25 protein-coding genes are annotated in these 25,878 nt (G+C 39.6%); 16 read left to right on the top strand and 9 right to left on the bottom strand.

The features are described 5' to 3' along the window. Positions 1-179 precede the first annotated feature (179 nt). Entirely contained in the window at positions 180-563 is a 384-nt protein-coding gene (locus tag ACFS5O_RS07840) for a hypothetical protein (RefSeq protein WP_205725395.1), read from the bottom strand. Positions 564-644: 81 nt separating this feature from the next. Further along, positions 645-3,029 carry an immune inhibitor A domain-containing protein gene (locus ACFS5O_RS07845; RefSeq protein ID WP_205725396.1) on the bottom strand — a complete coding sequence of 795 codons (2,385 nt, stop codon included), beginning with the start codon at positions 3,027-3,029 and terminating at the stop codon, positions 645-647. A gap of 368 nt (positions 3,030-3,397) precedes the next feature. On the opposite strand from ACFS5O_RS07845, the gene ACFS5O_RS07850 reads away from it, so the two are divergent. The 3 genes from ACFS5O_RS07850 to ACFS5O_RS07860 all read left to right on the top strand — a co-directional run bounded on the left by ACFS5O_RS07850 (position 3,398) and on the right by ACFS5O_RS07860 (position 7,280). Continuing rightward, entirely contained in the window at positions 3,398-4,348 is a 951-nt protein-coding gene (locus ACFS5O_RS07850) for an STAS domain-containing protein (protein WP_318300140.1), read from the top strand. Between the two features lie 156 nt (positions 4,349-4,504). After that, positions 4,505-5,740 carry an aminopeptidase gene (locus tag ACFS5O_RS07855; protein ID WP_205725397.1) on the top strand — a complete coding sequence of 412 codons (1,236 nt, stop codon included), beginning with the start codon at positions 4,505-4,507 and terminating at the stop codon, positions 5,738-5,740. A gap of 364 nt (positions 5,741-6,104) precedes the next feature. Next, on the top strand, positions 6,105-7,280 hold the full coding sequence (locus tag ACFS5O_RS07860) for a glycosyl hydrolase family 18 protein (RefSeq protein WP_205725398.1): 1,176 nt from the start codon (positions 6,105-6,107) through the stop codon (positions 7,278-7,280). Between the two features lie 84 nt (positions 7,281-7,364). On the opposite strand, the gene thrB is transcribed toward ACFS5O_RS07860, so the two are convergent. Genes thrB through ACFS5O_RS07875 form a run of 3 tightly spaced genes read right to left on the bottom strand, consistent with a single transcriptional unit; the run spans position 7,365 to position 10,632 of the window. Next, entirely contained in the window at positions 7,365-8,279 is a 915-nt protein-coding gene (thrB, locus tag ACFS5O_RS07865) for a homoserine kinase (RefSeq protein WP_205725399.1), read from the bottom strand. Continuing rightward, the gene (thrC, locus tag ACFS5O_RS07870) at positions 8,280-9,338 is read right to left on the bottom strand and encodes a threonine synthase (RefSeq protein ID WP_205725400.1); all 1,059 of its coding nucleotides are present in this window, start codon (positions 9,336-9,338) and stop codon (positions 8,280-8,282) included. 1 nt (position 9,339) lies between these two features. Continuing rightward, on the bottom strand, positions 9,340-10,632 hold the full coding sequence (locus tag ACFS5O_RS07875) for a homoserine dehydrogenase (RefSeq protein ID WP_205725401.1): 1,293 nt from the start codon (positions 10,630-10,632) through the stop codon (positions 9,340-9,342). Between the two features lie 208 nt (positions 10,633-10,840). Here ACFS5O_RS07875 and ACFS5O_RS07880 point away from each other — a divergent pair, with 208 nt between their 5' ends. Beyond that, complete coding sequence (locus tag ACFS5O_RS07880) at positions 10,841-11,596, top strand: hypothetical protein (protein WP_205725402.1); 756 nt, start codon at positions 10,841-10,843, stop codon at positions 11,594-11,596. Positions 11,597-11,611: 15 nt separating this feature from the next. On the opposite strand, the gene ACFS5O_RS07885 is transcribed toward ACFS5O_RS07880, so the two are convergent. Next, entirely contained in the window at positions 11,612-12,292 is a 681-nt protein-coding gene (locus ACFS5O_RS07885) for a DNA alkylation repair protein (protein ID WP_205725403.1), read from the bottom strand. Between the two features lie 231 nt (positions 12,293-12,523). Between ACFS5O_RS07885 and ACFS5O_RS07890 the strand changes: the two genes are divergently transcribed. Further along, positions 12,524-13,057: an NfeD family protein gene (locus ACFS5O_RS07890; protein ID WP_205725404.1), complete on the top strand. Its 534-nt coding sequence runs from the start codon at positions 12,524-12,526 to the stop codon at positions 13,055-13,057. 15 nt (positions 13,058-13,072) lie between these two features. Next, a complete protein-coding gene (gene floT, locus ACFS5O_RS07895; RefSeq protein ID WP_066397498.1) occupies positions 13,073-14,638 on the top strand; it encodes a flotillin lipid rafts scaffold protein FloT in 1,566 nt (521 codons plus the stop codon). A gap of 142 nt (positions 14,639-14,780) precedes the next feature. On the opposite strand, the gene ACFS5O_RS07900 is transcribed toward floT, so the two are convergent. Continuing rightward, entirely contained in the window at positions 14,781-15,092 is a 312-nt protein-coding gene (locus ACFS5O_RS07900) for an MTH1187 family thiamine-binding protein (protein ID WP_066397496.1), read from the bottom strand. Positions 15,093-15,164: 72 nt separating this feature from the next. On the opposite strand from ACFS5O_RS07900, the gene ACFS5O_RS07905 reads away from it, so the two are divergent. From ACFS5O_RS07905 to brnQ, 7 genes are all read left to right on the top strand, one after another. After that, positions 15,165-15,590 (top strand): GNAT family N-acetyltransferase, encoded by a 426-nt coding sequence (locus ACFS5O_RS07905; RefSeq protein WP_205725405.1) that lies wholly within the window; start codon positions 15,165-15,167, stop codon positions 15,588-15,590. Positions 15,591-15,650: 60 nt separating this feature from the next. Further along, complete coding sequence (locus ACFS5O_RS07910) at positions 15,651-16,565, top strand: Nif3-like dinuclear metal center hexameric protein (RefSeq protein ID WP_205725406.1); 915 nt, start codon at positions 15,651-15,653, stop codon at positions 16,563-16,565. 29 nt (positions 16,566-16,594) lie between these two features. After that, positions 16,595-17,128 (top strand): GNAT family N-acetyltransferase, encoded by a 534-nt coding sequence (locus ACFS5O_RS07915; RefSeq protein WP_205725407.1) that lies wholly within the window; start codon positions 16,595-16,597, stop codon positions 17,126-17,128. Positions 17,129-17,239: 111 nt separating this feature from the next. Next, complete coding sequence (locus tag ACFS5O_RS07920; RefSeq protein ID WP_066397481.1) at positions 17,240-17,854, top strand: DedA family protein; 615 nt, start codon at positions 17,240-17,242, stop codon at positions 17,852-17,854. Between the two features lie 111 nt (positions 17,855-17,965). Continuing rightward, positions 17,966-18,166 carry a hypothetical protein gene (locus tag ACFS5O_RS07925; protein WP_205725408.1) on the top strand — a complete coding sequence of 67 codons (201 nt, stop codon included), beginning with the start codon at positions 17,966-17,968 and terminating at the stop codon, positions 18,164-18,166. Between the two features lie 35 nt (positions 18,167-18,201). After that, a complete protein-coding gene (locus ACFS5O_RS07930; protein WP_205725409.1) occupies positions 18,202-18,744 on the top strand; it encodes a YhcN/YlaJ family sporulation lipoprotein in 543 nt (180 codons plus the stop codon). A gap of 198 nt (positions 18,745-18,942) precedes the next feature. Next, the gene (gene brnQ / locus ACFS5O_RS07935) at positions 18,943-20,256 is read left to right on the top strand and encodes a branched-chain amino acid transport system II carrier protein (RefSeq protein WP_205725410.1); all 1,314 of its coding nucleotides are present in this window, start codon (positions 18,943-18,945) and stop codon (positions 20,254-20,256) included. A 50-nt stretch (positions 20,257-20,306) separates the two neighbouring features. Here the strand turns inward: brnQ and ACFS5O_RS07940 are convergent, their stop codons facing one another. Further along, on the bottom strand, positions 20,307-21,764 hold the full coding sequence (locus tag ACFS5O_RS07940) for an NAD(P)/FAD-dependent oxidoreductase (protein ID WP_205725411.1): 1,458 nt from the start codon (positions 21,762-21,764) through the stop codon (positions 20,307-20,309). Between the two features lie 370 nt (positions 21,765-22,134). After that, positions 22,135-22,842, bottom strand: coding sequence for a hypothetical protein (locus ACFS5O_RS07945; protein ID WP_318300141.1), 708 nt, complete (start codon positions 22,840-22,842; stop codon positions 22,135-22,137). A gap of 249 nt (positions 22,843-23,091) precedes the next feature. Here ACFS5O_RS07945 and ACFS5O_RS07950 point away from each other — a divergent pair, with 249 nt between their 5' ends. The 3 genes from ACFS5O_RS07950 to ACFS5O_RS07960 all read left to right on the top strand — a co-directional run bounded on the left by ACFS5O_RS07950 (position 23,092) and on the right by ACFS5O_RS07960 (position 25,809). Further along, a complete protein-coding gene (locus ACFS5O_RS07950; protein ID WP_205725413.1) occupies positions 23,092-23,949 on the top strand; it encodes an ABC transporter permease subunit in 858 nt (285 codons plus the stop codon). Continuing rightward, the gene (locus ACFS5O_RS07955; RefSeq protein ID WP_205725414.1) at positions 23,946-24,968 is read left to right on the top strand and encodes an ABC transporter permease; all 1,023 of its coding nucleotides are present in this window, start codon (positions 23,946-23,948) and stop codon (positions 24,966-24,968) included. The genes ACFS5O_RS07950 and ACFS5O_RS07955 overlap by 4 nt, the downstream gene beginning before the upstream one ends. Positions 24,969-25,032: 64 nt before the next feature. Then, positions 25,033-25,809: a protein-glutamine gamma-glutamyltransferase gene (locus tag ACFS5O_RS07960; protein ID WP_144698200.1), complete on the top strand. Its 777-nt coding sequence runs from the start codon at positions 25,033-25,035 to the stop codon at positions 25,807-25,809. The last annotated feature ends 69 nt before the right edge of the window (positions 25,810-25,878 follow it).

Raw genomic sequence — 25,878 nt, forward strand, 5'->3', positions numbered from 1 at the left:
TAAGTGTCTCACCTGCCCACTTGTCCCGCAGGAGTCTCGCACCTTACACTACAATCAAAAGTCAAAGAAGGAAATAAAAAGACTTAATAGCAATAATCTTTTAGAGAACATCCAATTAAAAGATTTAAACGAGTAAATTAATAAGTAAACAATCTCTTATTTGCTTTGGATGACTACAATCATTCAGAAGCCTTACTTTCTTTTTGAATCTTTTGCTTCAATTCCTCGATGTATTTCTTTTTTGCTTTTTCATCCCCTAGATTGCTAGGGTTCTTTTGTTGTAAATATTTTTGTAGGGCCTTGTTAATTTCTTCTGTTGTGGCATCCTCAGGTATTTCGCCTTTCTCTTTAAGCATCTGTATAATTTTTTCATCATTCGCAATCATGGTTGTCACCTCGTTCTCCTTTGCAGTATTCAAGTTAGAGGTATCTTTTGTGTCGGATTCTGCCTTTTCTTCGGATTCTCCCTTTTTCCCAGAATGATTATCGTGTTCTTGAGTGCTGCAGCTCACAAGGAACATCAATGTAAAAACCGTTAAAAATACGCGTACAAACTTTGGCATCTCATACCCTCCTTATTAACAGTTTACCCTAGGAAAATAAAACCCAACTGCAAGTATACAGTTGGGTTTTATAACAAATGTTTATTTCTTGCGAGAGATCTTGATCTTCGCTACAGAATTATCTTTACTCTTGCCTTCAACAGAGAACTTTAGACCGTATTGTGGAACGTTGCGTCCAGCGTCTAGAAGACCAGGATTTGAGAAGTCCTCTTTATCGTTGAATACGGAGTTCGGATGGATCGCGTTATCCGTAAGCGATGTTCCATTGATTTCTTTGTAATCTAGGAACATTGGCTTCCCTTTATCTGTGTTAAACGCAGCATCATGGATCAAGTAGCGAGTTGAAGCCACTTTTCCATCACTCCATTTCAGCGTTTCTTGGTTTGCATCGACTACGCCTAAGAATCCATCTCCAGGGTGGATGCCTGTCCAGTTTTCTGAATAGCTGTTATCCACGTACCATACAAGAAGTCCGCCATCATAAGACATTAAGCTTTTACCACGTGCGATGTGAGCAAGACCTTTATCAACACCTTGGTGATTTCTCCATTCTAATAAGTAGTAGTGATCAGAATAGAATTTACCTTGGTTCTTTGTGAAGCCTTCTTGCTTAAATGTAGATGTTCCTTCAGCATCATCAAACAATACTTCAGTTCCATCAACGTTTACAGAAATGTCATCTACAAAGAATCCAGGCATTGTTGCAGCGACATCCGTCCAATAGTTGAATTTTAGGTCGATCTTTTTACCAGCATAAGCAGATAGATTAAATGCTCCGTTCACCCATTCACCATTCGTGCTTCCTGTAATCCCATGGCCAGGGTTTTGCCCGTTTGGATTCGCGTCCGTAGTCAGGTTTCCTTTAACAGTAACCCAATCCGCTGCTCCTTCTTCTTTCACTTTAATAGAAGCATAATCCCAATCTGTTTCAATGTCATACCACGTTTTGAAGTTTAGTGTAGCGGTTGAAGCTTTTGAGAGATCAAGAGATGTAACCAATGAGTTATCTAAGTCATCTCCACTACCACTGAAATATTGATATTCACCGCTATACGGCTTGTTAACGACTGTTTCTTTTTGTGGAAGATCAACGCGAACGGCATCGTTGTTCGTGCCTTTCGTGTTAGCCTGATCGAGAAGAACGTCGATTCCTTTACGATCGATTTCTTCGTAAACGAACGTTTCTCCACTTAACCAGTTACCACCGATATACGATTGTAAGAACTCTTTAGACCAAGCACTGAATCCAGTTGGCTCTGTACCAGGAACTTTACCAGCCCAGCTTCCGCTAGACATGATCGACCAGTATGCAACAGGCTCACCTTCACCAGAATATTGTGTATCGTACTCATCTGGAAGTTCAAGATCATGGCCATATTCATGTGCGAATACGCCAGCTGCTCCATCAGCAGGTTGGACCGTATAATCGTAAGCTCCCATCATGCCGTTCCAATAATCAACTTCAGACTCTGAGCCTGCGATTGGGAAAGGTGAGCCAAGGTTCCAACGGTGGCTCCAGATCGCGTCACCAGCAAGTGCACCTCCGCCAGCTTCCTCACCAACGCTTGAGTGAACGATCATAAGGTGGTCTACTAAACCATCTGCTTCACGTGTATTGCCATCTTCATCTAGATCGTAGCGATCTTCTTGGTCATAGTCTCCTAGATTAATGTTAGGATCTTTTGCCGCCGCTTCTAGTGCTTCTTTTACGAGAGAACGAGCGTCTTTGTCATTACCGTCTGGAGTAGGGACGTTACCTCCATAATAAGCAGCTGGATGTTTCGCTTTATACCATCCTCCAACACTACCTGTTACAGAATAACTTCCACCAGATTGCTGTTCATAATATTGCTTCATGGAGATCAATTTTTCTCCATTCGGCCCTTCATATCCTTTGTTTCCAAATACTAAGTCCTCATAGTGTTTCTTTGTATATTCATCATAGAACATGTCTGTTTCTTCTTTTGTTATGTTCGAAGCAGGGTAGTCTGGAAACTCTACTAAAAGAACAAGAACGTTATCCACGCGCTTTTGTCCTTTCCACTTTTCTTCTTTCACGTTCTTAATCTTATCTTCTTTTCTACCGTCTTTTTTAAGTCCTTCTTTTTTGTGCTTACTTCTAATTTCTTTACGCTTTTCACTATGTTCGTCTTCTAATGCACCTTCAGAGAATTTTGAAGCGTTCTCTTGTTTTTTGTGCAAGTATTGCTGTAATTTTTTCTGTGCATCTGCTTCAGATGCGTTTTTACTGATTTCGCCCTTTTTCTTCAACATTTCGATCAACTTCTCATCATTAGCGATTCCTAAATCAAAAGGACCGCCACCATGTTTATGACCTTTATGATCGTCTTGTTGTTGTGTTGCTACATCAGATGATACGTTTGCAGGTGCCGCGCTAACACTTGAAAAAGCAGAACAACTTAACATCGTAGCGAGTGCAGCAGATACCCATTTCCCTTTTTTCACCAAGATTCCCCCTAAATCATAGTAGTTTCCGAAAACCGACATATATTGTCGGATAATTCCGCGTATTCAAAATGTTACCACGATACTTCAACCACTAGAATAGGATATAACTCCCGTGTTTCAGATTTAGAATAGGGAGTATTTACTATTTAAAGAACTATTTTCAAACACTTTTCATGTAAAAATAATAGAGAAAAATGGTATAGGTCAATTGTTTTTATATAGTTCTTTAGACATGGAAAAAAACAGCCCTCATAGAAGAGCTGTTTTTGATCTTTTTATCCCGAGTTCAAAGCTTTCTTTTAATCAACGTTAATAAATGTTTTACTTTAAATGTTTATTTCCTCTTTCTTAGGGTAATTAAAGGGGTGGACCATCAAAGAATTGTGGCAGAAAGATTTTTAGAAATGAAAGGTTGGTCATTTACTTTGTCTATTCATCTAAATTCAGCACTTAAAAATAAATCAGTTAAAAACTTTGAAGAAGCCACGGCAAACATTCTTCATTTTATGAGCAAACTTATCAACATTAATACGTTGTTTATCGCCAAGAATGACAAACAAGTAAATGAAATCAAAAAAGCAGTCAATAAAAATACGGTATTGATTCAAGAAGGTACAACAATGCCTTTTCAAGAAACGTTCTGTAAAGTGAGTGTAGAAAAGGGAAATGACATTCTTCTTATAGAAGATATTACGCAAAATGAACGGACGAAAGATCTAAATGTAACTGCAAATCTTGGTGGGGGTAGCTTTATTGCGATCCCGATCTATTATGAAGATGGTGAAAATTACGGAACTATCTGTGGGCTGGATACAGATCGGTTCGAATTTACAGATCAGCATGTCGAGCTTTTTCAGACGATGTCTTCGTTGTTGACTTACGTATTAGAGCTTGATAAGGCGAATAAAGAGATCAAAGAAATTTCAGTACCAATCGTTCCTTTAACAAAAGGCGTTGCGATTCTCCCAATTATTGGCCATATTAATGAATATCGAGCAGAGCTCATCATTCAAAGCACACTGGAGAGCAGCATGTATTTAGAACTGGAACACATGATAATCGATCTTTCTGGAGTGAGCAGAATCAATAACTCTGTTAGCGAATATTTGTTAAACATCGTGAAGTTGCTAAGGTTAATAGGAGTCACTCCCATTCTTACTGGATTCAGACCAGATCTTGCATTAACAACTCTTCATGTCGACGTTGACTTTAAAGGTATCTTGATCACAAATAATGTAGAGAGCGCACTTACTCAAATCGGATTTAGTCTCAATAAAAATGAAAATAGTCATTCAAGATCACAGAACGTAATGTGATCTTTTCTTTTTATGATTTTTTAATTACATTTCAATATGGTGATCAAATAAGAGCTCGAAAGAAAACAGTAGTCATAATATTCGTTTTTTTATATAATTGTAAATAATATAAACTTATCAGTCGTTTTTATGTATTTACCAATCGGAGGGGAAAGTATGAAGTCGTTTGAAGAGAAGTTGGATCAATACGCTGAATTAGTGATAAAGGTTGGATTAAGTTTAAAAGAAGGACAAAGGTTGCTTATCAGTTCGCCGATAGAAACAGCAGAATTTACTCGGAAGGTAACGAAGCATGCCTATGAGAACGGTTGTAAACGAGTGATGGTGGATTGGAGCGATACCCAAACTAGCCGTATTCACCTAACGCTTGCAGCAGAAGAGGTTCTTCAAAATGATCTGCCGTCTTGGGAGATTGATAAATACAATAGCCTTGTGGAAAATCATGATTGTTTCTTAATGATTACAGGCAATGATCCAAACGCTTATAAAGGGGTTCCTTCTGAAAGGATGATGTTCGTTCAAAAAAACAGGGGTGAGAAACTACAAGCCTTCTCAGCAGGTCAATTAAGAGGAGATATGCACTGGGCGATCGCAGGTGCACCAACGGTTGGCTGGGCTAAGAGCGTATTCCCAGACAAAAATGATGAAGAAGCGGTAGAAGCATTATGGGAAGCGATCTTCAAAACCGTTCGCGTTGATCAGAACGACCCTGTAGCAGCATGGGACGAACATGTAAAGACTTTGACAGAGAAAGTGAACTACTTAAACGAACAGAAGTTCAAAACGCTTCATTATAAATCTGAGGGTACTGATCTAAGCATAGACCTTCATCCGGATCACACGTGGATTGGTGGAGGTCATCATTCTACGTTCGGAACGTATTATATCCCGAACTTGCCAACAGAAGAAGTATTCACAACACCAAGAAAATATGGTGTGAACGGTAAAGTTTCAAGTTCAAAGCCACTTTCAGCGATGGGTAACATCATTGATAACTTTAGTTTAACGTTCAAAGATGGAAAAGTGGTTGATTTCACAGCCGAGGAAGGGTACGATACGTTGAAACAACTACTAAGCATCGATGATGGAATGGGATATTTAGGTGAAGTTGCATTAGTTCCTCACGATTCGCCGATCTCAAACTCAGGCATCACTTTTAATAACACGTTGTATGATGAAAATGCTTCGTGCCATCTAGCGATCGGAACATCGATTACGATGTCAGTAAAGGATGCAGGAAATCTTTCACCCGAACAGATGGAAGAGAAAGAGATCAACTTTAGCCGCGGTCATACGGATTTTATGATCGGGTCTGCAGATCTTGAAATTGAAGCTGAATATGAAGATGGCAAACGTATTCCGTTATTTGTTAAAGGAAACTGGGCGATATAAAGGTATAAAGACTCCACACTGATGGAGTCTTTTTTTTGAGCTGTTAGTTCATAGTTGCTAATGTAAGTAGTCGATCTCCGTTTCAGGTGTTTCGCTTTCCGGGGGGCGTGCGGTGAGCCACCTCGGCGCTTTGCACCCTTAGGTGTCTCACCTGTCACACTGATCCCCCAGGAGTCTCACACCTTACACTACAATCTACTTGTCAATGATGCCACTTTAATGACAGGTCAAAATAAGATCTCCTCATACCTATTTTGAAACTTACAAAACTAATAATAATGAATGTACGAGCTATCTATTTCTAAAAAAGAGAATAGGACAAACCTCTTCATGGAAAAATAACGAAAATGAAGGAGGTTTGTTTATGAAAAAGATAGTCGCTTTTTTAGCGGCGTTTACGATTGTACTTAGCGGATGCGGCAACTCTAACAACATGAAAGAAAGCGAAGCTGCGCCAAAGAACATGAGTAACGAAACGCGAAATAGCCCAAGGTTAGAACAGATTAACTCACCACAGAAAAAACAGGTGGACATCTCTAAAGCTGAAACGAATCATGGCAAAACCAAGATTGAAACGCTAGGGTTTTTAGAGCCGATCGAGGCGAAACAGTCCATAAGAGATGTTCAAGAATCAGTAAACGATTTAACATACGTAGCGTTTTTTAGTTATCAAGTCAATAAAGACGGATCCCTGAAGCCGATCAAAGATTATGCAGCGCTTCAAGAAGTGAAGAAATCTAAAGCCATGCCGATGATGGTTTTAACAAACTTTATCGATGGAAACTTTTCACCAGAGATCGCTCATAACATCTTCACAGATAAAACAGCTTCAAAAACACTGATCGGAAGTGTTATTAGTACGATGAAGCAAAAAGGATATAAAGCCCTTAATATCGATTTCGAACATATCAGAGAGAAAGATCGAGAGCTGTATAACGGCTTTTTAGAAACGATCATCCCACAAGTTCAAAAAGAAGGATTTAAAGTTTCAACAGCATTAGCACCAAAAACAAGTGATGAACAAAAAGGACCATGGCATGGAGCGCATGACTATAAACGACATGGAGAACTAGCAGACTTTGTTGTACTCATGACTTATGAGTGGGGATGGTCTGGTGGACCTCCAATGGCTGTTGCTCCAGTTCCTCAAGTAGAAAAAGTGGTTAAGTATGCAACATCTGTTATTCCGCCAGAAAAAATTGTGATGGGTGCACCGTTATACGGATATGATTGGACACTTCCTTATAAAAAAGGTAATAAATTCGCCAAACGCGTGGCTCCAGCAGAAGCCCATGACTTGGCATTAAAAGAAGATGCAACTGTAAAATACGATAACGAGTCCCAAGCACCGTTTTTTAATTACAAAGATGATAACGGCAAAGAGCATGTTGTCTGGTTTGAGAACGAACAAAGTGCAGAAGCGAAAAACCAACTCGTGAAAAAGTATAAATTAAGAGGTCTTGCTTATTGGGTACTTGGAGAACCGTTCCCTGAAAACTGGACGTTACTTAGAGACCAATTTAAGATTGTGCATAAATAAGAAAAAAAGGATTGAGCATTTTCGGTGCTTAATCCTTTTTTACGTTTACCATTCTTTTCTTTTTCAAGTCTATAGAATCAAGGATCATAAAGCGGCAGACAAACATTTTTCAACAACTACTCCTCTACGATCAGGAAAGACCGTCTCAAAGTGGTACTGAGGAAACAACGTAGAAAGTTGTTCTGTGATACCAGCAGCTTTTTGGTGAGGAGTGAAGCAGACGATGGACGGTCCAGAACCGCTTATAGCAGCACCATAAGCACCGAGCTCGATCGCTTTTTCTTTGAGTTCAGTATATAGAGGTACCCATTTTGAACGAAACGGCTCGTGAAAAAGATCGCGATTCATCATATCCGCTGCTTTCTTCCAATCATTCTTCATTAAAGCGGCTACAAGAACATTGCTAATCGCACTGCCTTCAACCGCTTTGTTGAACGGAAGAAGATTTGGCAGGGAACCTCTTGATTGTTTTGTATGAAGAACTCCATCTGGAATGGCGACGATCATCTCAACTGCCACATCAGGAACATGGACCGTTTCGACCACTTGTCCATTGTAAAAACTGATTGTGAGTCCTCCAAAGATGGCAGGAATCACATTATCAGGATGTTCTTCTAGTGAACTTGCAAGAAGTGATTTGGATTCTCTAGAAAGTTCAAGGTCTAAAAGGATGTTTGCCAGTTCAATGCCTGCAACGATTGCTGATGCAGAACTTCCCATTCCTTTTGATGTTGGAAAGGTACTAACCACATCTAACTGACACGGAGGCAGTTTTTTTTGAAATGAATCTGCCGTGAAATGTGCAGCCTGCATGATTAAGTTGTTTTCATCTTTATTGAATGCCTGAAGCTCTTCTCCGTGAAATGTTGTTTTTCGTGGAGCGAACGGCTGAACGTGAACGGTTAAGTATCTATTTAGAGCAAGGCCGACAGAATCAAAGCCTGGGCCAAGATTGGCTGTACTTGCTGGAACATGGATGGAAAAAGGTTCTGCTTTCATTTAAACAACACATCCTTTTAGCTGTTGACGTAATAGATCAAAATCATTCGGAATCACGATTGGTTCTTGTTTCACTGTTTTTAGTGCGATATCAGGATCTTTAAGACCATTACCTGTTAGGATGGCCACAACGGAAGCGCCGTTTGGAAGTACTCCTTGTTTATGTTGTTTATACAATCCAGCAATTGTACTGCATGAAGCAGGTTCAGCAAAAACACCTTCTTTGGAAGCGAGCATCTGATACGCTTCTAAGATTTCTTCATCTGTGACAGAATCAATGACTCCACCTGATTCTTCTAATGCAGATGAAGCTAACTTCCAGCTGGCAGGATTCCCGATTCGAATGGCCGTTGCAATCGTTTCAGGATTCTTCACAACAGATCCATTTACGATTGGAGCTGCACCTGCAGCTTGAAATCCATGAATGCGAGGGAGACCGGAGGATTTAACGGCATCATACTCTTTGAACCCTTTCCAATAAGCACTGATGTTACCGGCATTTCCGACTGGTATAGCTAAAATGTCAGGTGCTCCTTCAAGCGCATCAACTAATTCGAAAGCCGCTGTTTTCTGTCCTTCCAGACGATATGGATTTACAGAGTTAACGAGAGTGAAGTCTTCTTCTTCACTCATTTTCTGTACCATCTGAAGTGCTTCATCAAAATTTCCTTCTATGGCAAAGATCTCTGCTCCATACATTTTTGCTTGAGCCAGTTTTCCTTGAGCGATCTTACCATCAGGAATAACAACGATACATCGAAGGCAAGCTCTTGCGCCGTACGCGGCAGCTGCGGCAGAGGTATTTCCAGTAGAAGCACAGATGATGGCTCTACTGCCTTCTTCTTTTGCTTTAGCCACAGCCATGACCATCCCTCTGTCTTTAAAAGAGCCTGTAGGATTCGCTCCTTCGTACTTTGCATAGAGGTTGATGCCCCATTCCTTTGAAAGATGTGTAAGTGGAATAAGTGGAGTATGCCCTTCGTTCAAGGAAAGAAGGGGAGTAGACTCAGTGACAGGCAGATATTCTTTATATTGTTGTAAAAGTCCTTTCCAAAGCATATTAAGCTCCCTCCACACGATAGTGACTTTTGATTTCTTGTACGACTTCAGAGTCCCGAAGCAGGTTGTAGACGTGATTGTCTTGCTGTTTGTTCGTTCCGTGGGTTACGATTACAATTTCTGCAACTCCTTTATGATCTACAGGGCTTTGAATTAATTTTTCAAGTGAGATGTCATGCAATGCAAACAGAGAAGTGATTGAAGAGAAAGCACCTGCCTCATCTTTCACGTACAACCGGTAAAAGAATTTTCCGTCGATCTCGTTCGGTTGTTTTAATTGTTTATCAAACTGGGGAGCAACTACGCTTTTCCCGTTCACTCCAAGTCGCATGTTTTTAACAACAGCAACTAAATCTGAAACAACGGACGTAGCAGTCGGTAACTGTCCTGCTCCTGGTCCAAAGAACATCGTTTCTCCCACAGACTCACCGTATACATAGACTGCATTGTATTCATTGTGAACACTTGCTAATGGATGTGAGTCTGGGAGGAGAGTAGGCTCAACACTAATCTCTACTTTTCCGTTATCCTTCTTTGCGTTTCCGATCAATTTCAGCGTATAACCGAACTGACGCGCGTATTCAAGATCCTCTTGTGTAACCTTGGATATACCTGACACAGTTACGTCATCTAAGTGGATGTGCATGGAAAATCCGAGGGTTGAGAGAATGGCCATCTTCCTCGCTGCATCGATTCCCTCTACATCTGATGTGGGGTCCGCTTCTGCGTATCCAAGATCTTGAGCTTCTTTTAATACTTCCTCATAGTTGCGCTGTTGTTTATCCATTTTTGTAAGAATGTAGTTTGTTGTTCCGTTTACGATTCCCATCATCTTCGTAATTTTGTCTGAAGCTAACCCATCTACAAGTGATCGAATGATAGGAATGCCTCCTGCAACACTTGCTTCATAAAAGAGATCACATTCATTTTCATGTGCCACTTGTAAGAGTTCTGCACCGTATAGGGCCATCAGATCTTTGTTTGCTGTGATCACATGCTTTTTATTTTGAAGAGCAAGTGTGATATATTCTCGTGCTAATTCAATACCGCCCATCACTTCTATAACAACCTGTATATTTGGATTTTGAATAACATCTTCGGGATGCTGCGTTAACCATTCATTGTTAATGGAGACAAGACGTTCTTTCTCGACATTCTGTACGAGTATTTTCTCGATAAAAACAGGGCATCCCACTCGGTGCTGCAATTCTTCTCGATTTCCTTCAATCATTCTAACAACACCACTGCCGACCGTTCCTAATCCCAAAAGTCCTACTGAAACGTGAGTAACCATTTAATATCCGCCCCTTTGTTTATATGGAAAATACATATGTTTGTTTGATATGGACATTTTACATGGAGTTGAAGCATCATACAACAGGGTTTTTTGTAAAGATTTAGATAGCGCTTACATATCTGGGGGGACTCTAGTCATTTTAATAGTGTAATAGTGAAAATTCCGATATGATGAGAACAGGACTTTACAAAGAGGAGCACTTCTCATGACTTATGTGTTAGAGCGTCCGATCAAGGACACACTGAATTGCTTAGAAGAAAATATCTTTTTTATAGATGAAAAATTTCACATCTGTTGGATGAATAATAGCAGTAAGAATTTACTTCAAATGATGAGTGAATTTATAAATATTGGTTCTCCGGAAGACATGATCGGTCAGCCTATTAAAAGTCTTCATACAAACATTATCAAAGAAGAGGCGTTGACTGAAGGTCAGTTTCCTATTGATAGACAAATTGTTCTTTTTGATAGATGTGTTGCAAGATTAATTGTAACGGAGCTGCTTGTTGAAAATCAGAAAAGAGGCTATCTAATAACGTGGAAAGACATAACAGAGCGCGAACAGGAAAGAGAAAGAACAAAAGAAATTCTGAATGAGCTAGCAACGCCTATCCTTCAAACCGTTGCAGAACATACGCTTTTAGTTCCGCTGATTGGTGAACTTACACTAGAAAGACTTGAAACGTTGACTGCAAAACTATTGAAAGAATGTCTAAACAATGGAGCCGATTACGTAATCTTAGACTTTTCAGGTGTAACGACCATTACAGATTCTGAGCTTGGTATCGAGATTCAAAACCTAACAGATGCGATAAAATTAATGGGAGCCGATGTATTGTATTGCGGATTTCCTAAGGAAATGGTCAAAGATATGGTTGCTCTTGGTGTGCATACCAATCAACTCTCTTTTGTCTCTTTTAGAAATGCGATTCGTTATGTTGTCAGAGAACAAGAGAAATAAAAGAAACAGCCGTATTTAATGCGGCTGCTTTGTCTTTTTAATATTTTTAATCGCCTCTTTATAGGAGAGCGGACTTAACTCCTCTGAATGAACGAACTCCCACACCCAATCAGGATCCGTGTATGCATACTCTCTTAATGCCCATCCAATTCCTTTTCGTATAAAGAAATCTTGATCGTACTTTGTATCTTTAATGATCTGTGCAAGAAGTTCTTTATCGGTCTTGTCTTTATATCCGAGTTGAAACAGAATTGCCGATCGCATTAGCCAGATATTCTTGGATTGAATCCAACGTTCCGTAACATGTTCGATCTCTTCTGGAAACTTCATCAAATAATAACCCGCGATTTGTTTAGCAATATAATCAACCGTATCCCACCAGCTTTTATTCACGATGGTATACTCGATCCATTCAATATCCTCTTTTGTCATCTGCTTCTTTAATTTATCCACTATTGTAAACGTCGCATACTGCATCTCTCGTTCCGGTCTAGACCAAGCTTCGTTGATAAATGACGATAATTCTTCTTTTGAAGGCAATCCATTTTCTTTTAAGAATTCCTTCATGCTTTGTTTCAAAATGGGAGAACGAATCCCGAAAAATTCGAACTGATCACGCATATACTTTTTCATTGGCTCTGCATCTTCTTTATTAGCTTTGTTGTTTAAATACTGCCACAATTTTTCTGCATACATTGGATTTCACTCCTTTTAACAAAATTATACAAAATATTGTTAACTAACTGAAACTTTTTTCTGAAACGCTCGTAAATATCTATATAAAACCAATATTGGAAATTAATCGTTGTCGACAAAATTTTACAATCTTTTTTGTTTCACTTTGTTAAGGTTATATCAAATTCGACAAAAAGGACGTGGTCAATTCTTATTTTGAAGTAAAAGTATATGAAGACAGGAGAGAAGACTATGGAACTATTCGGATATCCGTTGTCTACGATCTATTTAGGAAGTTTTATTGTTTTTGGATGCATTACTTTCGTATACATCTTATTTGGTGACATGCTTGATGCAGCTGTAGACTTTTTGCATCCATCGCTCATCTTATCCTTTTTTACAATCGGGACGGCTTCGGGCTATTTATTAGAGATCATGACGGGTATAAACAGTTGGTTCATCATGGTGTTCAGTGGTTTACTTTCGTTGTTGCTCGTTACTCTATTAAACGTTTTCGTCTTGATGCCGATCCGGTCTTCAGAAGAATCTTTAGCTTATCGAGATGAAGATCTTAAAGGGAGAGTGGGCACCGTACTTACTTCGGTTCCGACAGATGGGTTTGGGGAGATCTTAATTGAAGGAATCAGCGGAAGGATTTCAAAATCAGCGATTAGCATGGATAACAAACCAATCTCTCAAGGAGAAAAAGTGTTGATCATTGATATCCAAAAAGGTGTCGTATCCGTCATGCGTTATGAGCAAGTGGAACAAACATATATTCATTAATCTGGAGGGGTTATTATGAGTTTTTCACCATTATTTATTGTGATAGGGGTTGCCGTTTTCTTAGTCGTTGCTCTTATTAGTGTTTTTATCACAAAGTATAGAACGGCGAGCCCAGATGAAGCATTAATCGTTACAGGAAGCTTCTTAGGAAGCAAGAACGTAAATATTGATGAAGCGGGAAATCGTATCAAGATCGTTCGTGGAGGCGGTACGTTTGTACTTCCTGTTTTCCAACAAGCAAAGCCACTTAGTTTGTTAACGAGTAAGTTAGACGTGCAAACACCAGAGGTATATACAGAGCAAGGTGTTCCAGTTATGGCTGACGGAACAGCAATCATCAAAGTAGGAAGCTCAATCGGTGAGATCGCGACTGCAGCTGAACAATTCCTAGGTAAGTTGAAAGAAGATCGTGAGAATGAAGCACGTGAAGTTCTTGAAGGACATTTACGTTCCATTTTAGGATCTATGACGGTAGAAGAGATCTATAAGAATCGTGAAAAATTTTCACAGGAAGTGCAACGTGTAGCTTCTCAAGATCTAGCTAAAATGGGATTGATCATCGTATCGTTTACGATCAAAGATCTACGTGATAAGAACGGATACCTTGATTCTCTTGGTAAGCCTCGAATCGCACAGATTAAGCGTGATGCTGATATGGCGATGGCAGAAGCTGAAAAAGAAACGCGTATTAAACGTGCTGAAGCAGATAAAGAAGCGAAGCAGTCTGAGTTAGGCCGCGCGACAGAAGTAGCGGAAGCTGAAAAGATGAATCAGTTGAAAGTAGCTGAGTTCCGTCGTGAACAAGATGTTGCCAAAGCCCGTGCAGACCAGGCTTACCACTTAGAAGAAGCGATCGCAAAACAGCAAGTAACCGAACAACAAATGCAGATTAAAATCATCGAGCGTCAAAAGCAGATCGAACTTGAAGAAAAAGAGATCCTGCGTCGTGAAAAGCAGTACGACTCAGAAGTTAAGAAAAAAGCTGACGCAGATCGTTATGCGGTTGAACAGTCAGCCGAAGCAGATAAGCGTAAGCAAGTGGCTGAAGCGGATGCTCATAAATACCGTGTTGAAGCTATGGCAAAAGCCGAAGCTGAGAAAGTGCGCTTAGACGGACTTTCAAGAGCAGAAGCGGAACGTGCAAAAGGGGAATCCGAAGCAGATGTTATCCGTCTGAAAGGTCTTGCTGAAGCCGAAGCGAAACAAAAGATCGCTGAAGCGTTTGAGTTATACGGTCAGGCTGCGATGATGGATATGATGATTAAGATGCTTCCTGAATACGCGAAGCAAGTGGCAGCACCACTTTCTAACATCGATAAAATTACAGTCGTGGATACAGGCGGCAGTGAGAATGGTGGAGCAAACCGTATCACAGGTTATGCGACAAACTTAATGTCATCCCTTCAAGAATCTTTAAAAGCATCTTCAGGCATTGATGTTAAAGAACTGCTAGAAAATTTCTCTGGCAAAGGGAATGTTCGCAACAGCATCGACGATCTTCGCATCGAATTTGCTAAAAAAGAACCTAATGCAGTAGCAACAAAGGAAAAAGCAGAAGTAAAGACTTCAAAGGGCGAATAAATAAAGAAAAGCTTACTCTGAGTGGGGCGGATAGCCCTATGAGAGTAAGCTTTTTTGTAAATGTGGTTGATTGAAAGCTCGTTCATCGGCATGAAATGCATGCTGAACGAGCGCCATACGAAAAATAAAACTAGGTAAGTAATTACTCCTTAGTCATCCTTGCTTCTACAGCTTCCAGCTTACCTGTCATCGTGGATTTTTTATCACGGCGGTCATCGATGCGAATGTTTGTGGCTACGCGCTGAATGCCATTTGAAAAAGGAACCTCGTGAAGTTGCTGAATAACATCAAAGAGATCTGGAAGCTCTCCTTCGATCAATGTACTCATCGGAGTAAGCTGGTAATTTACCTTATCTTTGTTTTGCTGAAGAACTTTTTGTATTTCTGCTACATATTCGCTAACGCTTGGAGTTTCAGTACCGATTGGAATGATCGTAATATCTACAATTGCCATAAATAGAACACCTCAACTTTTTTCTTTATTGTAGCAAAACCAAACATAATGACAAACAAAAGGACGGTACATATGGAAATTCAGAATGCGAAGAAACACCATCTTCATAAAATTATAGAACTAGATAAAAAAATGATAGGAAGTGATCATAGAAAAGAAGAGATCCATCAGGCGATAAAAGAGGAAAGATGTTTGATTCTGTATGAAGAAGAAGAAGTCGCTGCATTTCTTATCTACCACACTCATTTCTTTGATTGCTGTTTTATATCCCTCATCATGGTTGACCCGGCTCATCAAAGAAAGGGATTGGCGAGTAGTTTGTTAACGCACATGAGTAAGATCTCACCCACAAACAAACTATTCTCTTCGACAAATGAATCTAATGAATCTATGAAAAAGGTATTCATTAAGAACCATTTTAAGAAGAGTGGTTTCGTTAATAACTTAGACGAAGGAGATCCAGAGATAATTTATTTTAAAAAATTGTTGAATGCTTAATAAATGCTTTACGAAAATGGGCTATCGAAAAAACCTCGCGCAAGAAAGGACGAAAACAAGATGGTGGAACTGAAGAGGATAGATCACGCGATCGATGAACTTTTTACATATAGAAAAATTGGAACAGACCCAGCGTTCAGTAGATTTATTCCGATGGTGTACGATCCCATACATTTTAATTGGCGGCATGAGTTTGAACCTGAATTTACGAAGTTGTTTAACGGACTCATGCTTAGAGGTGATGAAGAGGTCAAACGTATATTTCTAGCTGTTTTTCCTACAGACGAAGTACTTGAAAGATTTATTTCTGAAAGTAATCCTGGAGATCTACTATTTATGCATCACCCCATTGTCATGGAATGCGGAGATCCAAAAGGCAATTGGGGTAGAGGGTTTATGCCGATACCTCCTCTTTTTATAAAGCAGATGAAGAAAAAGCGTTTATCGGTGTTTACACTTCATGTACCACTCGATTATTCACGCAAGATCAGCACGAGTGATGCTTGGGGAAAAGCATTGGGCGCAAAAGTGGTTGGAGAACTATTGAAGGATGATAACGGAGCTTGCGGGATTCTTTGTCAGATAGCTCCTACTTCTACAGAAGAATTAATTGTTGGATCAACTGAATTATTTGATATTCCCTATGCAGATGTGCAAGGTGTAATCCATAAAAACATAACGAAGATTGCGATTGTAGCAGGATGTGGTGATAAAGTAGAGACGATGATAGAAGCGGAGAAGATGGGGGCAGAAGCCTATTTGACTGGTGAGGTGCACTGTCACATCGATAATGAATACGGCAAAAAGAAGTATGAACACATGAAATGCTATATTGCACAGACTTCAATGAGTTTAATCGGTGTATCACATGCTGCTTCCGAATATTTAGTACATGCCACACAGTTGAAAAATTGGTTCGAGGTAAATTTTCAATTGCCGGTAACGCTATTACCTCAAAGTAAATGGTGGGTATGATAACGAATTAAAGAGAGGAGGAAGAAGATATGAACATCCGACGGGCCAACCTAACAGATGCAGCAGAAATTGCGAAAGTTCACGTGGAAAGCTGGCAGCAATCTTATAAAGGCATAGTAGAGGATGACTATCTATCACAGATGTCGGTTAAGGAAAGAGAACAGAGATGGAAAGAATGGTTGATGCAAGAATCACATATTGTGCTCGTTTTGGAAGATCAACAAAAGCAACTTTGTGGATTTATATCTGGAGGTTCAATCAGATCACACCATCCATTTGATAGTGAGATCTATGCTTTTTACTTGTTAAAAGCCGTGCAACAAAAAGGGCATGGAACAAGAATGCTAAAAAGATTCGCTGAAGAACTCCTATCTATAGGTAAGAAAAGTATGATCGTGTGGGTGTTAAAAGATAATCCATCTAAACAAGCATATATTTCATTAGGTGGGAAAAAGATAGAGGAAGAAAAGATCACGGTAGGAAAGCAGCAATTGATTGAAGAATGCTTAGCATGGAATGATATAACGTTTATACTTACTACGAGTAAGAATCACACGACCTAAATACATAGTAAAAATCACCATGCTATATACTTAAATGTATTTTTCTCTTTCCAAATCACCCCATTTATCGTTACAATGGTAGAAGGTGTAAAAAAAGAAGTTGGTGACGTCATGGAATTTGACCTATTTAATATCATTCATCAATATAGCTACTTTGGTATTTTTTTATTATTGGCACTAGGGATTATCGGGTTGCCTATTCCGGATGAGATCCTTTTAGCGACGGTAGGATACTTCATTTTTGCTGGAGATCTTCCCGCTTTACCAGCTGTATTGAGTGCATTTTTAGGAGCAATTACAGGTATAACCGGTAGCTATTATTTCGGTAACATCTGTGGTAAACCTCTATTAAAAAAGTTAGGTCCGAAATTTGGAATTTCTGAAGAGAAAATAGATAAAACACAGAATTTCTTTTTAAAGTATGGAAAATCAGCGTTGTTCTTTGGATATTTTATGCCAGGAATCAGACATCTGACTGCTTACTTTGCTGGAATGTACTCTTTGAATTGGAGACAATTTGCGCTTTACGCTTATAGTGGCGCTCTATTCTGGTGTTCGTTTTTTATCGTGATTGGTTATCAGCTGGCAGGTCGATGGGCTTTAGTCATGGAAGTGATTCATAAAGTTGGTCTTTTTGCCTTTACAATCGTTATCCTTTGTATTGTTGCGTGGCTTATCTTTAAGCCAAAAAACAAAGGATCCTATTCGAATGGATGGTTTAAATAATAATGTCTTCCAATACTGGAAGGCTTTTTTTATGTCTTTTAACAACGTTCTTTTCTAAAAGATTGTTGCTTTGAACTCCTTGTCACCTTTGAATATTGATTGGAGTGGAAGATGCGAGACTCCTACGGGACAGGCGGGCAGCTGAGACACTTAAGAGTGAAACGTACGAATGTGGCTCAGCGTCTGCCCCGTGGAAAGCGAGCAGCCTGGAACGGAAATCAACACTTCCAAAAGCAACAAAGCTTACGAAAACAGCTTTTAATAAAAATCATTGCTATGTATATTTTCTCTTCAACAAACAAATTTTATTAGATGACAGTCAAAAATTTTTAAAGGAGTGTCATTTAATGAAAAAGACTATTCTCGTTACTTCAATGGCCGTAATGCTATCATCTTTCCTAGGTGCTTGCGGAATGAACAACAACGATAAGGACATGGGAAAAGAAGCGCGTAACAACATGACGGAAGTGAATTACGACAATCGTGCTGATCGCAATATGAATAACATGAACAACAACATGGATATGGGTATGAATAATCAATACGATGAAAACACACGTATGGACGTAGCAGATAAAGCGGCTAACAAAGTAACAGACCTTAAAGAGGTAGAAGATGCGACTGTTATCGTTACAGAGAACAACGCATATGTAGCGGCAAAGCTTAAGGGTGGAGAAAGCATGAAGCTTTCAAGAGAAACAGAAAAGAAGATCGGGGATACGGTTCGAAAAACAGATCCTGACATCAATGATGTATTTGTATCAACAAATCCTGATTTCATCGATCGTATGAACGGATATGCAGACGAGATCAACAAAGGAAATCCTGTATCAGGTTTCGTAAAAGAGTTTAACGATACGATTAAGCGTGTGTTTCCAACAAACCGTTAAATCATGTTGTATAAGGACTGAGTTGTCTCAGTCCTTTCTTTACGAAAACATTTGTTAGAAAATTCATTATATCTGAATATTGACTCCAATCTCATATCATGTTACAAATACATATGGATAAAAAATATTTCGACAAAATTCGATAAAACCTAAAATAAAATTAATTTGTATAGATGACCACGGAGGAGGAAATTAAATATGCAGAAGCGAACGCTCTCGGTGGGCTTGATGTTATTTGCTTTGTTTTTTGGAGCTGGAAATTTAATCTTTCCGCCAGCATTGGGTCAGTCAGCAGGTGAGATGGTCTGGCAATCCATGGTTGGCTTTTTTATAACAGGTGTTGGATTACCTTTATTAGGGGTAATCGCGCTAGCACGAACAGGTGGTGGACTACAGACGTTAACAGAGCGAGTGAATCCATTGTTCGGTTCTGTTTTCGCGACCATCCTTTATTTAGCTATCGGGCCATTCTTCGGAATTCCGAGAACAGGAACCGTTTCTTATGAGATGGCTGTTGTTCCTTTCTTACCAGAAAGCATGAACAATGGTTTAACTCTTTTCTTGTTTACGGTTGTATTCTTTACCGTAACCTACTGGCTGTCGTTAAATCCATCAAAACTGGTAGACCGAATCGGAAATATCTTAACGCCATTATTATTGCTGATTATCGTATCCCTTTTAGTTAAAGCGGTCATAACACCGGTTGGAAAATTAGGAACAGCATCTCCTGATTATGCTAGTAATCCACTAATTAAAGGATTTATGGATGGTTATTTGACGATGGATACACTTGGCGCACTTGCGTTTGGTATCGTAGTCATCACAGCAGTGAAACGGCCAGAAATGAAAAAAGAACAAGTGACTAAGATGGTTATTAAAGCGGGGTTGATCGCAGCTACTTGTTTAGCCGCTGTTTATGGGATCTTAGCCTATTTAGGAGCAACAAGTCAGGCACTTGGGCAGACGGATAACGGCGGTCAGATTCTTACAAATGTTGTAGCAGAACTATTTGGTCCGTTTGGAAACGTACTACTTGGACTAGCTGTCGCGCTAGCTTGTTTAACAACTTCTGTAGGTCTTGTCACCGCATGTGGTGAGTTTGCAAAAAAAATGTTTCCAAATGTTTCGTATAAAACGGTTGTACTTATTATGAGTGTGTTCAGTGCAGGTGTTGCAAACTTAGGATTAACACAACTCATCTCTGTTTCTGTACCTGTTTTAACAGCGATCTATCCGATTGCGATCGTTTTGATTCTGCTTTCCTTCTTACATGATTTGTTCTCTGGAAGAAAAGAAGTATATATCGGTGGAATCGTTGCAACTGCTCTGGTCTCAATAGCAGATGGATTGAAAGCTTTTGGAATTAAACTTGGTGCAATCGAACAGATTTATTCATATATTCCTCTATTTGCAGATGGAATCGGGTGGCTGATCCCAGCGATCATTGGATCAGTTGTAGGTTTTATCATTGCTGTAATAAGAGGTAGAATCGTTATCTTCTCTACAAATTAAGCAAAAACGAATGCCTTAGGATCAGAATCCTAAGGCATTTTTTATTTAAATTATACCAACGCTGGTGTTTTTTCTTTTATTTTCGCTGCAACGTTTTGAGCGATCCAAACGCCACATGCACTTGCTTGGGCTAGACCACGCGTAATCCCAGCACCATCTCCACCCACATAGAGTCCGTTGATCTCTGACTCAAACTTGTCATCGAGTTTTGGACGAGCAGAATAAAACTTAGCTTCTACACCATAGAACAATGTGTGTTCAGATGCGATCCCTGGTGTTACTTTATCCAAAGCCTCAGTCATCTCAATCAAACTTTTCATCGTGTTATATGGAAGCACAAGCCCAAGGTCACCTGGAACCGCTTCTTTTAACGTTGGACGAAGGAAGCCTTCTTTTATACGCTTATCTGTAGAGCGACGCCCTTTTAAGATATCTCCATATTTCTGAACGACTAGCCCACCCATAGACAGCTGGTTGGCAAGTTTAGAGACTTCATGAGCGTACTCAGTTGGCTGATCGAATGGTTCAGCAAACTGATGTGATACGAGCAGTGCAAAGTTTGTGTTCTCACTGCCTAGCTTTGGATCTTTATAAGCGTGTCCGTTCGCAAGCATGATGCCAGAGTGGTTCTCCACGACTACATGTCCAGAAGGGTTAGAACAGAACGTTCTTACTTTTGTGCCCACAGATGTATTAAAGACAAATTTCCCTTCATAAAGGTGCTTATTGATCTCTTCCATCACCAAGTTGGACGTTTCCACGCGAACGCCAATATCGACTTGGTTAGCTGTCATTTTAATACGGCGTTTCTTAAGGATCTTAGTTAGCCATGTTGACCCATCCCGCCCAGGAACAATAACAACTTTCTCGGATGTAAGAGAGGTTCCGTCTTTTAAAAGAATCCCTTTTGCTACATATCCTTCAGTCGTTCGTTCTGTAATGAGATCTTCAACCTCCGCTTTATATTTCATCTCGATGCGCGTTTTTAAATATTCGTATATGCTTTTTAGTATTTCAAGGTTTTGTTCTGTACCAAGATGGCGAACTTGAGCTCGTAACAGCTTTAAACCAGCGGCATAACCGCGCTTTTCAATATCTTTAACTTCAGGGGTGAGAGGATCCGTGATCGAATCTGTAGCACCATGCTCTAAGTTGATATCATCTACATATTTAATAAGTTCGACCACTTGTTCTTCAGAAAGATAATCAGTCATCCATCCTCCGAATTCGCTCGTAATATTGAACTTTCCATCCGAATAAGCTCCTGCTCCACCAAAGCCGTTTGTGATCGAGCAAGCAGGTAAACAACCCGCAAATTCTTTTCTACCTGCTGCAGGTGGACATTTTTGAACTTTCTTCTCTAAAATTGGACACGAACGTGCATAGATGTCATGTCCTTTATCTATTAACAATATTTTTGCATCTGGAAGCTGTCTCGTTAGTTCGTAGCTCGTAAAGATCCCTGCAGGACCTGCGCCAACAACAATTACATCATAATGGGTATTCATAATAATCCCCCTTGAAATACTTGGTAGTTTTTCTTGAATTGTTTTTTCCCTTGGTAAATATAACAATTATTAAAGTGGATTTCAACTGAAATACGAACAATTTATTTAAAAAATATATTTTTATTCGTGTTTTATCAACGTGAAGGGGATAAGTGAATGCTATTTTTACGGTGTGGGGTATTAAAGATTCTTTTCCCACCTATAATCCCTGAAATTTTAGTGTTATTACCGCGAGTCTTTACGTTAATTCCGCGAGATTGATCATATAACCGCGAGTCGACATGTATCGACAATGTCTAATCGCGCTATACCCCTTTGATCCTCACAACTCTCTAAACAAAAAAACCTAAAGAAAAAGCTTCTTTAGGTTCTAGAATCTGATTTTTATGATTTTCCAGCTGTCTGTCATTGATTTTCGTTCCATTAAAAAGGTTAGGGTATCCGTTTGTAAACCGCTATCATCGTATTTTTTTACTCGTGCTCTTATTTCCGTTCGAACAACAGGTGGATACCTGGTGCTTGGAGATCTAATATCATACTGCATACTCGTGATCCCTTTGAACAGCTTTGTAATGGTTGGATCTTTTAACAGCGCCTTGTTAAGGACAGGCATGGCTATTTTGATGTCTTGCTGTTTCATACCGACTAAAAACATAGACACGGCTTGTTTTGCGCTTGCTCCAGCTGCGTATTTCGTAAGTTGTCCTCCAGCTTTTAAGATCATAAATTGATGGGAAGGATCTATATTGCGAGAACGGTGTGTTGAACTACCTAAAAAGTGTATGCAAAAATGGCCAGGAAATCCGTTCTCTAATGCTCCTGCTCCGTGAGGCATTCCGTGCATGCTGCCAGCAAGCATCCTGCCATTTACGGGAATTAGTATAGCGCGGCGGTTCCAGCTCCATTTGTCGTTATAGAGGTGCTTTAGAACAGCAGTATCGTCTCTAGTCAACGGCTGTACATCGGCATGCTTATTACCCGCTCTTCTTTGTACTTGAAAATAAAAGCCTGTCTCTAAATCCACAACTTTAAAAGTAGCACCTTTAGGAAGGAGTTTGTTTACTTTCTCCCACTCCAAAACCTCCCCCTTTTTTACGATTGGGAAATAGGTTAGGGGTTCTTTTGCTTCAGTGGTGAGGGGAAAGAAGAAGCTTAAACAAGCCGTTAATAGAACTCCAATCCTGATCTTATTCCACATAGTCTGTCCTCAATTCCATATGTTTTTCTCTTCCTTAATATGGATTGTTTTAGCCGTTTTATCCTTCAAAAATAAGGAAGTGAATAAAAAGCAATGAATGCTTCGTCTAAAAAGAAAAGGGGGAGCTTTATGAGGATTATAAAAAAATTGTTCATGCAGCTGTTTTTAACGATTATTTCAATCATATTGATCAGCGGACTACCAGAGTTAATCATGAACAAGAACGTATCCATGTATTTTCAAAAAATCAAAGTTGTTCTATTTGATGTGATTCATTTAAATGAGATGACTTATATGAACCAGGGTAAGCAGAGATTGTTTTTAGATGATATCTGGTCGCCATATCTGTATTCATTAACCATTCTTTTTGGAGCATTAGCTATTGCCTTTTGTATGGCACAGCTCCTTACTTGGTGCACGTTAATAATGCCGATGTTCATAAGAAGAGCAGTGAAGAACATTCTTACTTTTTTAGAATCATTACCAGATCTTCTTGTTTTTGCACTCGTACAGATGGCAATTGTTCTTATTTTTAAAAAAACAGGAATTCTCGTCTCAAATGTGGCTTCATTAGGGGCTGAGGACAGAATTTATATAGTACCGATCGTGTGCTTAATGATTTTGCCTTTTGTTTATTTTTATAAGATGATGATTCTTCTTTCAGAAGAGGAGCTTGGAAAATCATATGTCGAAATGAGTTTAGCGAAGGGCATGAGAAGAATATATGTACTTATCGTCCACGTGACGAGGAATACAAGTGAAGGAATCTTTCACTTTTCAAAGTCTGTTCTTTGGTTTATGATCTCAAACCTTCTCCTTGTGGAGGTGATCTTTAATATCCATGGAATTACCCATTATATGTACAGTGATTTTAGACCAGAGATGTTAGCAGCTTGCTTAATTTTGCTCGTTATTCCTTTTTTCCTTTTATATGCTCTTTTCGAATGGACCATCATCCGGTTATCGAGAAGAGGTGAGCTGATTTGATTCGCAGCAGTAAGTTTTGGGTCGGTCTAACCATCTTGAGCGTATTCATCTTTTCTAGCTTTGGATTCGCATTGTTTTATGATAGTGACGTTCGTCAAGTTCAGCTGCTTTATGATGATGACAAAAACTTGATAGGAGGCGCACCTTTTGAGCCATCTCTCATGTTTCCACTAGGTACAGACCCCTTAGGTTATGATATCAGCCAAAAAGTATTGCAAGGAGCAAAATTCACTCTACTCGCAGTTATTGCGATCGGTGTGTTTCGTGTCCTGTTTAGTTTTATCGTGGCGATTCCATTTGCTTTCTATTTACCAGAGAAGATCCGTAAAGGGTTAGATCAGCTACTTAGTTCTTTTTATTTTATTCCACTCACGATTATCGCTGTGTTCATTTTAAGCCCCATAATACGTGAGCAGTTGAGTGCTGAAGGAGAAGAGTTCTTTCTCTATACGTTTACGGAACGGATTGGTCTGGAAGTTATTATTTTAACGTTGCTCGTAGTGCCATTACTCGGTTCGATGATCGGGAACATGATGGCATCTGTATTAAAAGAAGAGTTTATAGAAGGAGCACGACTATTAGGGGCTAGTAGGTGGCGTGTTTTCACTAAACATGTTATTCCTCATATGTTGCCCAAGCTTGTCATTGTATGGTGTCAGCAATGCGTTCAAGTACTGATTATTTTTACTCACCTCGGTTACTTTAAGTTGTTCTTTGGAGGAACAGATATTGATTTTAATCCGATGATGGCCGATCCACCTAAATCATTGTCAAACGAGTGGTCAGGTCTTGTTGGGAATTATTATATTCAGATTCATGCCAATCCTTATATCGCACTCGGTCCAATCATTATGTTCGGTATCGCTATATATGCTTTTCAGCTTATAGGAGAAGGTTTTCAGGATCACCTACAAACCAGACATTATAAAAAAGAGAAACGTGATCGCATGTCAGGAACACAGAATCCCGTGAATGAACAGAGAATGTCCTTTGATTTCGTGCATAAAAGAGGTGCTTAAAAAAACACCACTTTTCTCTTCTCGCCATACTATGTAATATCCTGTGCAGACAGGGGGGAGAGAAATGATTTTTGTTAATGGATATCCGGTAGAAACGGCTCAAATCTCTGGTTTCAAATCGCTTACACCTACACAGAAACAAGTAGGCGAAAAGCTTCAAAAATCCAGAGAATCGTTTTATTACACAAGTCCACATCAGTTTTTATTTGAAGTGGTCATGCGTACAAATATTGTAGCTGCTGCAAACGGTATGCGAGATAGCGGAGCAGGATTTGCAACGTTCGTGAATTCACGCTGCAATCCACAATATTGGAGAAGAACAGCTTATGGCGGTTTTTTGCTTCGATCAGATGTCCGTCCTTCTGACGCCATCTCAGATATTTTTATCAATGGAAAAAGGTACGGGTTCGAATGTACAACAGCTATAATGATCATGATGTACAAAGCGATTCTTGAAACAATTGGAGCGGGTATGTTTGATCAATTGTTTAACGGGTTGCTTCTCTACAGTACGGAACATGATGAGGATCTACAGATTATCGCTGTACCATCTGGGGATTCGTTGCCTGGAGATGTAAGATATGTTAAAAATCCAGAACATCACCCGAATACGCCTCAATGGCAAGGTGAAAACTTAATCGATCTTGGAAACGGACAATTTTTTGGTCATGGCATCGGAACAGGAACAATTGGAGAGGTTATCGATGTGCTTAATCAAAAAAGAATGCCTGGCGCAACGGTTTCCGCCTTTTTAACAGCGGAGATCATAAGGCCGAACTATCGACTTATGTCGGAATACACACGTCATCCAATTCGAAGACTGCTTGGTGGAGTCATATAAAGTTCGTTAATTCTATTGAGAGGGTGTAAGAGGTTGATCTCCGTTTCACGCGCTCGCTGTCCGGGGGGC

The organism is Fictibacillus nanhaiensis, from assembly GCF_042686385.1.
GTDB classification, from domain to species: domain Bacteria; phylum Bacillota; class Bacilli; order Bacillales; family Fictibacillaceae; genus Fictibacillus; species Fictibacillus nanhaiensis.